This is a genomic window from Microcoleus sp. B4-C2 (assembly GCF_036705265.1).
In the GTDB taxonomy this organism is placed as follows: Bacteria; Cyanobacteriota; Cyanobacteriia; order Cyanobacteriales; family Microcoleaceae; genus Microcoleus.
Genome location: NZ_JAUBUB010000150.1, coordinates 1 through 9,888, shown reverse-complemented (window position 1 = coordinate 9,888; position 9,888 = coordinate 1). Strand labels below are relative to the sequence as shown.

At 43.6% G+C, this 9,888-nt stretch carries 13 protein-coding genes and 1 pseudogene; 8 read left to right on the top strand and 6 right to left on the bottom strand.

Annotated elements, in window-relative coordinates:
* Positions 1-103: 103 nt before the first annotated feature.
* Complete coding sequence (locus tag QUB20_RS27195) at positions 104-979, bottom strand: DNA adenine methylase (protein WP_333212703.1); 876 nt, start codon at positions 977-979, stop codon at positions 104-106.
* 274 nt (positions 980-1,253) lie between these two features.
* Between QUB20_RS27195 and QUB20_RS27190 the strand changes: the two genes are divergently transcribed.
* The 6 genes from QUB20_RS27190 to QUB20_RS27165 all read left to right on the top strand — a co-directional run bounded on the left by QUB20_RS27190 (position 1,254) and on the right by QUB20_RS27165 (position 3,343).
* Entirely contained in the window at positions 1,254-1,457 is a 204-nt protein-coding gene (locus tag QUB20_RS27190; RefSeq protein ID WP_190657763.1) for a DUF751 family protein, read from the top strand.
* 89 nt (positions 1,458-1,546) lie between these two features.
* Complete coding sequence (locus QUB20_RS27185; RefSeq protein WP_333243135.1) at positions 1,547-1,717, top strand: hypothetical protein; 171 nt, start codon at positions 1,547-1,549, stop codon at positions 1,715-1,717.
* 83 nt (positions 1,718-1,800) lie between these two features.
* Positions 1,801-2,193 carry a PadR family transcriptional regulator gene (locus QUB20_RS27180; RefSeq protein ID WP_333058442.1) on the top strand — a complete coding sequence of 131 codons (393 nt, stop codon included), beginning with the start codon at positions 1,801-1,803 and terminating at the stop codon, positions 2,191-2,193.
* Positions 2,194-2,208: 15 nt separating this feature from the next.
* Entirely contained in the window at positions 2,209-2,337 is a 129-nt protein-coding gene (locus QUB20_RS27175; protein WP_333212707.1) for a hypothetical protein, read from the top strand.
* 174 nt (positions 2,338-2,511) lie between these two features.
* The gene (locus QUB20_RS27170) at positions 2,512-3,054 is read left to right on the top strand and encodes a cofactor assembly of complex C subunit B (RefSeq protein WP_333058443.1); all 543 of its coding nucleotides are present in this window, start codon (positions 2,512-2,514) and stop codon (positions 3,052-3,054) included.
* 91 nt (positions 3,055-3,145) lie between these two features.
* Entirely contained in the window at positions 3,146-3,343 is a 198-nt protein-coding gene (locus tag QUB20_RS27165; protein ID WP_333250971.1) for a hypothetical protein, read from the top strand.
* A gap of 70 nt (positions 3,344-3,413) precedes the next feature.
* Here QUB20_RS27165 and QUB20_RS27160 read toward each other — a convergent pair whose 3' ends face one another.
* A complete protein-coding gene (locus tag QUB20_RS27160) occupies positions 3,414-3,737 on the bottom strand; it encodes a DUF3155 domain-containing protein (protein WP_006635576.1) in 324 nt (107 codons plus the stop codon).
* Positions 3,738-3,843: 106 nt separating this feature from the next.
* A complete protein-coding gene (locus QUB20_RS27155; protein WP_333058444.1) occupies positions 3,844-4,011 on the bottom strand; it encodes a hypothetical protein in 168 nt (55 codons plus the stop codon).
* Positions 4,012-4,132: 121 nt separating this feature from the next.
* On the opposite strand from QUB20_RS27155, the gene QUB20_RS27150 reads away from it, so the two are divergent.
* Positions 4,133-5,518 carry a HAMP domain-containing sensor histidine kinase gene (locus QUB20_RS27150; protein ID WP_333058445.1) on the top strand — a complete coding sequence of 462 codons (1,386 nt, stop codon included), beginning with the start codon at positions 4,133-4,135 and terminating at the stop codon, positions 5,516-5,518.
* A gap of 28 nt (positions 5,519-5,546) precedes the next feature.
* Positions 5,547-6,239 (top strand): hypothetical protein, encoded by a 693-nt coding sequence (locus QUB20_RS27145; RefSeq protein ID WP_333058446.1) that lies wholly within the window; start codon positions 5,547-5,549, stop codon positions 6,237-6,239.
* Positions 6,240-6,460: 221 nt separating this feature from the next.
* On the opposite strand, the pseudogene QUB20_RS27140 reads toward QUB20_RS27145, so the two are convergent.
* The 3 genes and pseudogenes from QUB20_RS27140 to QUB20_RS27130 all read right to left on the bottom strand — a co-directional run.
* Positions 6,461-6,632: pseudogene (locus QUB20_RS27140) on the bottom strand (IS1 family transposase); the annotation flags it as partial.
* Between the two features lie 610 nt (positions 6,633-7,242).
* Complete coding sequence (locus QUB20_RS27135) at positions 7,243-8,778, bottom strand: ATP-binding protein (RefSeq protein ID WP_333212712.1); 1,536 nt, start codon at positions 8,776-8,778, stop codon at positions 7,243-7,245.
* Positions 8,779-8,953: 175 nt separating this feature from the next.
* Positions 8,954-9,888 (bottom strand): GAF domain-containing sensor histidine kinase (locus QUB20_RS27130; protein WP_333058448.1); only part of this gene is annotated, 935 nt, incomplete at its 5' end.

The following is a 9,888-nucleotide window of genomic DNA, read 5'->3' as shown; positions in this document are numbered from 1 at the left end:
ATTTTAAATCACCCTAACCTTCCTTCAGTCTTGTCTTATGGTACTCTGGCTGCTTAAAAACTGTCCGGAGTATTGTTAATTAGAGACTTTCCTTAAGGAAGATTTAAAATAAACGTATTAATACTTCTTTGATTTTGCCGCGCTTAAAACTATTAGAATTAATTCCCCTAGATGCTGATATTTCAATGAGTTTGGGCAGAGATTGATTGGGGAAAATTTGAGTATCGCGGTAGATTTTTTCGATAAAATCGCAGTTAGAATTAGACAGCATAACTTTCACGCCTCGTTCTGCAAGTTCTGCAAAAATATCTCTCAGTTTAATCTGTTCCGATTCTTTAAAATTATCCCGGCTGTAAGTCGTGAAGTTACTGGTGGCACTGATTGGATAATAAGGCGGGTCAAAATAAACAAAGTCTTCGCTGCTGGTAGCAAAATCCAAAATTTCATCGAATTTTCTGACTTCAATTTGAGCGGGCGCGAGTAAAGATGAGACCGATCGCAGTAAATCTGCTTGACAAATGTTAGGATTTTTGTATCGACCTATGGGAACATTAAATTCACCTTTTGAGTTTTCTCTGTAGAGGCCGTTGTAACAAGTTTTATTTAGGTAAATCAGGCGTGCTGCTTTTTCTGTATCTGTTTTGTAGGAGCGCGATCGCACCGAGTAATAATAATCTTTATTGTTCTTGCTGTGTTCTGACTGATGCTCCTCTAAAAGGAGAATCAGCTCCTCAACTTTATCCCTGACACAGCGATAAGCATTAATCAACTCAGGATTAATATCTGTTAAAACAGCTTGCAAACCAGGGTGCTGCTGTGCTAAGTAAAAAAATACAGCTCCGCCACCCAAAAAAGGCTCGTAGTAAGTTGTGAACTTTTCAGGAAAATAAGGTTGATATTGTCCAATCAACCGAGTTTTGCCTCCAGCCCATTTCAGAAAGGGACGTGGCAAGACGAAAGAAGGTGCGGCAGCAGACATTTATCTAGAAATAACGGCCCTATAATATTTATCACAACTAGAACTCAATAGACATACTTCTGAAGTTGTTACCGGAGGTGGCGTGGCATTAAACAGAGAGTGCTGGAGCCATCGGCGAAAAGTTTTCGTTAGAATTATATATGTCAGCCTCGCCGGCAAAAATGCCCGATCGCCCGATCGGCAGATTTAGCTCCGGCTGTGCCAAAATTGTCTAACTCGCTCACAAGTGTTGCCAGTCAAAGCTCGTGCTGTGACACTTTACCCTACCAAGCTCATGCAAGATTTTATTAATAACGTCTCTCGCTACCCGCGCTTTTTCATTACGATATGCCTGGGAATTTTCTTTTTCCTGTTCGAGCGACTCAAACCCCTGCTCGATCGACCGGCAACTGCGATCGCCCTGATTAGTTCGATTGTAGCGACTTTTGTCTTTCTAACTTTTACACTGCGGGCTATGTTAGGCCTGAGTTCGGTTTAAAGCCAAGCTAGAGCGCAAACATCAACGGCAAATTCAGTTAAAACACTAACTCCCAAAGTAACTGCGAACTCTTGCAGGCGATCGCACACTTGACAATAGTCGCTGCGATAGATTGGAAGAGGAAGTTAGTCAGCAGCGTTACGTCAGCGCTGCTCAACCAAGGCGCAGGCAAACATTACCGAAGTGCAGGACAAGCGTTTGGGGCTATCAACATTCACTGGGGAAATACTGCACCTCTGTTTCCCCGGTGTCCCACTTAATCATTAGGAAGCGGCACACCCCGCCCCGCTTTCCTCTCCCGTTAACCTGACGGTATCACGAGAGTTTCCAGCGGACAAGACAGATGAAGTTTGAACATATCTATCAATTTTTTCAAGACCCCCCTCCTGTTTATCTAAACAAGGAACTAGCGGTGTGTTACATTCTCTCCGTGTTATTGCGCGGAGATTCCTACGGTACAGAACTGATTGGCCAACTAGAGAGGGAATTCCCCATCTACCGACTTTCTGATACCGTTCTCTACAGCGCTCTGAAATTCCTTGAAGATGAAGCCGTAATCACCGGTTACTGGAAAAAAGTAGAAGGACGAGGCCGCCCCCGCCGGATGTATCAAATCCTCCCTGAGTGGCGGCACCAAGCTCAAGACCTCGCTCGTCTCTGGCACGATTACATTGGTCAGGGAAACGGCGCGTCAGAGCGTCGTTCCCGCGCCTTAGAAACCGGTCACATGGGTTAACCGAGTTTGAATCGGATGCCTAAACCCTGGAGATGCTGGCGCTACTTGCAAAGCGATTTGCCTGATTGCCTTCGCTTTGCTCGATCGCCGCACAGCGATTCAAGCATCTACACGGCGCGTCAGGACTTACGCATTGTCACTTGAGAATTAGGGATGATGGGGAGATAGGGGAATTGGGTGATGGAGAGAAAAACGCCTTGCAGAAGAAGCTTTCTGCGAATCTTGGTAAAAAAGTGTCTGCGTAAGTCCTCGATCGCTTTTTTATGTAAAGTTCTGTAAAGTAATAGTAGATAATTTCAATTACACAAACTTCTACCGATGGATACTGCTGTTCTTCCTTCTACCTTTGTGCTGACGCTACTGTTGGCTGTTGGCTTGTTTTTCTTCATCAAGGCTTCAGTCAAAGATCGAATCGAACAAGTCAAGCTGGCTTCCGAGAGCGCCCAAGAGTCACTGTTAACCGACTTACAACAGTATTTTGCCCAGAGAGCTTACCGAGTTGCAGCCGTCGATGCCCCCAACTATAAAGTCACGTTTGAGGGTTTTGTGCGGCCGAGTTGGTTTCTAGCTATTTTTCTAACTCTGCTGAGTGCAGGTGGCACTCTGTGCTTGGGACTGGTTTTGGGAATGCTAGTTCCTCAGCAGGGTCAAATTTTCCTAGCTTTGGTACTGCTGTCCCCGCTGGCGGGGGTATTTTACTGGAAAAAAGCTGGACGCTCTGAGCAAGTCTCCCTCAAACTCGAATCAGTTGCTGAGTCGGGAAGCCAAACCAAGAGCTTTGTTACTGTCAGAGCTCACCGCGATGAACTAGCAGCTATGCAAAAAGCTTTAGATTTGAAACCGATCGATTATAAAGTTTGACGCGGAACGTTTTTTGATATGCTAGATGCCGTAGTTAGACTTCTAGCTGACAAACAGATGACTCAAGAGCGGATCTCTCGTTGATAAACCAGTGGCTGTTTTTTTGATCGACAAATTCGATCGACAAATTCGATCGACCAAACAGTCAATCAAAAAAAACCATTATCGTGAAAGTGCCAATTGTGGCGATCGCCCTTGGGCTGCGATCGCGCCTGTTGCGATGGCTCCTTATACCCTAATTTCTAAGGACTTTTCGCAGAAATTTCAGTTGGCACTCTCCAGACAATGAGAACTCTCGCGCTTTTGTTAAAAAACTTAGAAAAACATTGCTGTCAATGTTTTGAGCTAAACATTTTGAGCTATGCGCGACTGGCTGACACCACAGGAATTTTTTCTGTGGTAGCTTCCAACATCACCTTTAAGCTGGGAAACAAGAAATGGTTCTCTTCTACGTATTGGGCTCCAAATAAACCTTTTTCAGCCCAGAAGTATCTGTCAGTGGTATGCTCGTTACGCTTGACTAACAGCAAAGCTGGGGGAGCAATGCCTTCTGCATGGATGAACTTGCGAGCCGCTGTTACGGGTTTATCTTCGCCGCTCTCGATGCTATATTGAGGCACACACTCTAAAATTCTGCGTCCTTCTTGTCGGCGGCGACTCTTGCGTTTGCGTCTCCTGGCCAATTTCTTTACCTCCTCTGTGAGCAGACAGTATGAGCAGACAGGTTGTAATGATAGCTACCAAATCCGAGGCCAGTATATCCGTTCTAGCTCAAAATTTCAACTGTTTTTAATATATCGACATAATCTTAACATTCGTGCCGATCGACAAAAGTGTAGCGGTTGTGATATGGTTGGCCCCAAGTTCGGGCAATATCAAAGCTTGGGGATCGGTGGAAGCTGCGCGGACGGGGATGCGGGGCAATTTGGGTTCATGAAAGCCCCATGCCTTCAACATAGCTGCCTTCTATCAAAGGGAATAAATCTGAAATCGAGAAGTCTCTCATCAGTAATCGGCAGCCGATCATTTGTAATTTACTTAGAATTCCGTTAGATATCTTAATGTGGCGCTCATGTTAATGCCAGCGAGTTCAGAATTTGTCAAACTTTGCCGTTCGCAGGTGGCCATCGCCGTTAGTTTGGGAGCGAAATTCAGCGCGGTATACCTGACACAAGAGTTGGTAGAAGGCAGCGAAGCAAAGTTGGTGCCGATCGCAGTTTACCCAGAAACCTCAGCCGAATTGGAAGAAAATCAGGGGTTGAGGTTGCAATCTTCCGAAAGCTCGACAGTGAAACCGGTACCGCGACTGCTGGCGCCGCCTGTTGGGCCTGTGGAAGAATCAACGGTAGGGGCGATCGCACCCGATCGACTTCCGGGTAAGGAGCGCACTTCCCATCAGTGCCAAGGCCCGGAGAATTTGTGGCAGCAGCGGATGCAAATTGTGACGCCTCTGATACACGAGGGAGCTGTAATGGGACTCCTAGTCAGCGGTCGGCAAGACAGGCCTTGGAACGAGCGAGAGGAGGCTCAAATACAACAAATTGCTCGCACCTTAGCCCTAGCCTGCATTTTAGACCAGCGATCGCAGTGGATGCAGCAGGAATTGGGTTCGGCCCGGCAAATCCAGGCTCAGGTTTACGACACGATGCACAATTTGCTGCACCAGTTTAAAAGTCCGCTGACAGCGTTGCGAACTTTTGGCAAGCTGTTAGCGCGGCGGCTGGTACCGGAAGATAAAAACCGCAATGTGGCTTTTAGTATTGTCCGTGAGAGCGATCGGCTGCAAGAGTTGCTCGGCCAGTTCGATCGAACTGTTGACACCGGCGAAGCACATCTAAAACTGCGATCGGGCACTTCAGAAAAAGCAATGTCCAATGTCGAATCAATCCGGCATTCTCCTCTGTCGCTGTCACCTGCAGCCAATTTGCAGGAATCCTGTTTTGTTACAGAAGTCTTAAAACCGCTGTTAATTTCCGCCGAGGCGATCGCATCTGAAAGGAATCTGAAATTGGTAGCCGACATGGAGGCGGATTTGCCACCAGTCTGGGCGAACGATCGAGCTTTGCGCGAAGTTTTGAGCAATTTAATTGACAATGCTTTGAAATATACCCCTGCCGGCCGCCAAATTTATATTAAAGTCAGGTACAAAGCAGCAGATGGCGATCGGGCAGGATACAGCCAATTGCCTGCCATAGCAGTTGCCGTCAGCGACACAGGTTCCGGCATTCCTCCCCAGGATTTAGAGCATTTATTTGAGCGGCACTACCGGGGAGAAAAAGCGCAGACAGAAATTCCGGGTACAGGATTAGGTTTGGCGATCGCCCGCGATTTAGTCCGCCAAATGCAAGGAGAAATAGAAGTATTTTCCCCAGTCAATCCTGAATGGCTGCCATCGGCGGAAACTCATTTATATCCAACCGCTCTCGGCACTACATTTGTGGTTTGGCTGCCGGTGAATAAGTAACGAACTCTATTGCTTAGAGACATTTTTTATGAAGCATCTACCTTTATTCGATAAAATTCCCAATTTTTCAACTTCTTTAGAAGTTTTCAAAAAACACTTTTTTCGTGTACGGTTTTTAGCTGCTTTTAACATTCTGACTCTTCTGATTTTGTGCGCGCTGAGCATATACGCCAAACTCAACAACCAGGGAGACGGAGTTGAACGCCTGTTTAGCGATCCTTTTAATTTCTGGTTCCCTTACGAAGGCATTCTCACCGGAGTTTCCGAAGTCCTATGGTGCACCCCAGTCGCAATTTGTGCATTTACTTTCGGAGTGCTGCGCCAAAAAGAGCCGCGGAGTCGATCGGGGATATTCTTATTTTTTAGTGCTTTACTGCTGGGAGTCTTTTTCCTAGATGACAGGTTTCGGATGACTTTGATTATTTCTCGGTTGGGAATATCTAAGAAATTAATTTATTTGTGTTATGGTAGTGCAGTTTTCCTTTACGGAGTTAAGTTTTGGCGATACATCAAAACCACTCCTTACCTGCCATTAGTCGCAGCATTCCTATTGTTGGCTATCTCGCGGTTTGCGGATCCTTTACACTTGCGAAATCAAGGATTACACGCGATGTTAGAAGATGGCACTAAATTATTAGCTCTTCTGAATTTAGCCCTGTATTTTTGGTACGTCTGTCATCATGAAGTTTGGCGGCATTTCCAGCAAAGCGAAAAGCGTTGATCTCCTCCATGATATTACAAAAAAAGCCGTTGCTGAATTAGGGTATCACTAAGGAATGAGAATTAAATAACTTCCACTCTTGAAAGTGGGATGGGCTCTTATAGCCCGTCCAAAAAGGACGGGCTATAAGAGCCCATACCACAATAAAAATTAAAATTGTCAGTTATTTAATTCGCGATCCTAAGCAACGCCGGCGATCGCATAAAAGCCAAATAATTTCTTTAATTTTGATATGGCATGGGAAAATTAGCAAATTTTAGATAGTAAATTAATAATCGAAGATAATATCTGCTAAACTTGTCGTCTGATTTAGAATAACAAAAAGTTTTTCGTTTCAAACGAGCTATCAGGATGTATTAATCTTGTATTTTCGCGCTCAACTCTTGTCCTATATATACAGCATATTTCATGTAGATGTATATCGCGATCGACCGGGTTTCGAGCAACAAAATAAGTAATGATGCGAGAGATATAAAGAAACCCGGTTTCTGGGGTGCAGCTTTAGACACCGCAATGCCATTCCCTTACGGGGATTGAGCCATCGGGGGTTTACTTCATAAACCTGTAATCTGCTCTAAGTTATACCAATTCTCCACAATCTTGCAACAGTTATAAGTTTGTGGTTTGTTTCCTGAAACACTGTAAGCTGTTCTCCATTTAAATTGTGTGTCAAAAATCACTCAAATTCTTGTGGGATGGGCAGGCGAGTCCGTCCCGAATATGCAATTTTAACGCGCAACAGCTTATGCACCGGTGCGGATCTGTGAGATAGTCGCTTTTTTTGATAACTTTTCTAGGGCGACGCACCCGGAGCGCTACTGTTGCATGATTTTTTAGAATTAGTATTAGAAGAATGTGGCTAAAGCCGCAGCGCCTATCCCGAACCCAGAAGGGGGGAACTTGCTGCGGGGAAAAATCCTGTCATAATTCCGATTAATGAGCAATTACCCTATTCTCAGGCAACTGAAAAACGGTATACAATCAATTCAGCCCGATGAGTTTTCTAGGCATCCGCTACGGTGGCGATCTTAGTGGATCTACAGATAGTCGGCAGATCAATAATAAACTGCGTTCCCTGCTCTGGCGTAGAAATACACTCCAATTGACCGCAGTGTTTTTCTATCAGAATTTTTCTGCTGATGGACAATCCCATGCCTGTACCTTTTCCTATGGGCTTAGTAGTAAAAAAGGGAGTGAAAAGTTTAGCACGAACTGTTTCGGTCATGCCCACACCATTATCAGAAATTGTTACCAGGATGTGGGAAGCCGAGCTAATGTTGTCAGGCGAATTGCCGGGTACAACTTCAGTCCGAATCAAAATCTGGGGGTGAAAAACTGCACCATCTTCTCTACTTAGCCGCTCTTCTAAAGCATCTATAGCATTCGCTAAAAGGTTCATAAACACCTGATTGAGCTGACCGGCATAACAGTTCACAAGCGGCAATACGCCATAGTCTTTTATCACATTGATAGCAGGGCGATCGGACTTAGCCTTTAGTCGGTGCTGTAAGATCATCAAAGTGCTATTAATGCCTTCGTGGATATCTACTGATTTAATTTCAGTTTCATCCAACCGAGAAAAATTGCGTAGAGAGTGAACAATATTGCGAATGCGTTCGATCCCTAACTGCATGGAAGAAAGCAATTTTGGTAAATCATCTATGATAAATGGCAACTCTGCATCTTCTATTTCATGGACAATTTCTGCTTCAGGTTGCGGGTAATACCTTTGGTAAAGATTCAACATATTAATGAGTTCTTTAATATAGTCGTTGGCGTGGGACAGATTGCCGTAAATAAAGTTAACCGGATTGTTGATTTCATGAGCGACACCTGCAACTAATTGACCGAGACTAGACATTTTTTCACTTTGAACTAGCTGGAGTTGTGTTTCTTGGAGTTGTTTGACAAAATGATCTAAAGCAACAGATTTTTGGTGTTCTTTTTCTTCACTGAGACGGAGTGCTTTCTCTACTTGTTCGCGTCGCTCTATTTCAGCCTGCAAACTCTGACTCAGAGAAAAACTTCTCAAAGCTGTTAGGATCGTAGTGTATAGCTTTGATGTCGTTAATTCAGTTTTAGTTTTATAGTCATTAATATCGTAATTGATAATAATGCTTTTTTCCGGTACTTGTCCGGGTTGACCCGTGCGTAAAATAATTCGCACTAACTGATTGCCTAAAACTTCTCGGACATATTTAACAAAGTTTAAGCCAGCATCATCTGTTTCCATAATTACATCTAGTAAGATGATGGCAACATCAGGATTTTCTTGGATTAGCTGTCTAGCTTCACGAGCTGAGTAAGCATTAATGAAGGTTAAAGATTTATTTTCAAAGACAAACTTCCTGAGTGATATTTCGGTAGCGGTGTGAACTTGAGCCTCATCATCTACAACTAAAATTTTCCAGCTTTCACTCAGTTTTTCTTCTGTTGTTTCATCTGCAAACAATATCTCGTCATCCGAGTCGATCGCTTCGGCAAAGTATACTGTTTCTGGAGATGGTTGAGTTAAGAAATCGTCAAAATCACTTTTCATTGCTGTACACCTTTATTTTTTACTAATGTGTAGGTTTGAAGTTAGAAAACCTGTTAAGCTAAGCAAAAGGCAGAAGGGAGAAGATTTACACAGCAACCTTTTCAGTCATCCTTATTTTACTTCTAATTAGGTGGACTTACTTAGTTATCTTGGCCAGGAAATCGGAATTAGAACTCTACATTGGTGAATCAATTTGCATCGGTAATTTAATAATAAACTTGGTGCCTCTTCCCACCTCACTTAGACATTCAATTTCACCTTTTAGTTTTTGGGTGACTAAATTGTAGACAATATGTAACCCTAAACCACTGCCACCTTGACCACGCTTAGTGGTAAAAAATGGCTCAAAAATTTTACTTAAGTTTTCTGGGGGAATACCTTTACCTTCATCGGCGTATTCAAACCTTAGCCGATTACCTTCTTGCTCCCAATCAAAGATTAGTTCCCCAGAAATCCCTGGTTCGTAGGCATGAATCAGAGAATTGATTAGCAAGTTTGTCACAACTTGGGACAAGGCTCCTGGATAAGAATCTATAGCAATTTTGCTATCTCCCTTAATTTTAAGCGAATGTTGGCTATTTTTCAACTTTGGTTTTAATTGTAATAAAATTTCATCAAGATAAGGTCTGATCTGGAAAGTACGTCGTTCTTCGCTAGAGCGATCGACTGCTACTTGCTTAAAGCTTTGAATCAAGGCTGCTGCCCGCTCTAGGTTAATTAGAAGTGCCTTACTGCTTTGGGTAGCAATATCGACAAATTCTTCTAAATCCGATCGCTTCATTTTGCCACTTTTATAAATAGATGCAAATTCTGTGGTATTTTCTGCCAAAGCTGAAGCAACCGTGACACCAACTCCGATGGGAGTATTAATTTCGTGGGCAACACCAGCAACTAATCCTCCCAGAGATGCCATTTTTTCAGATTCGACTAGCTGTGTTTGGGTGGCTTTTAAAGCCTCTAGGGTGTTCGATAATTGTTGAGTACGATCGCTCACTAATTGCTCTAAGTTTTGATTAAACTCCTGTAAATTTTTGTAAAGCTGAGCATTTTCAATGGAAATAGCAATTTGGGCAGATAAAAGTTTTAACAATTCTAGGCGATCCGTAGTAA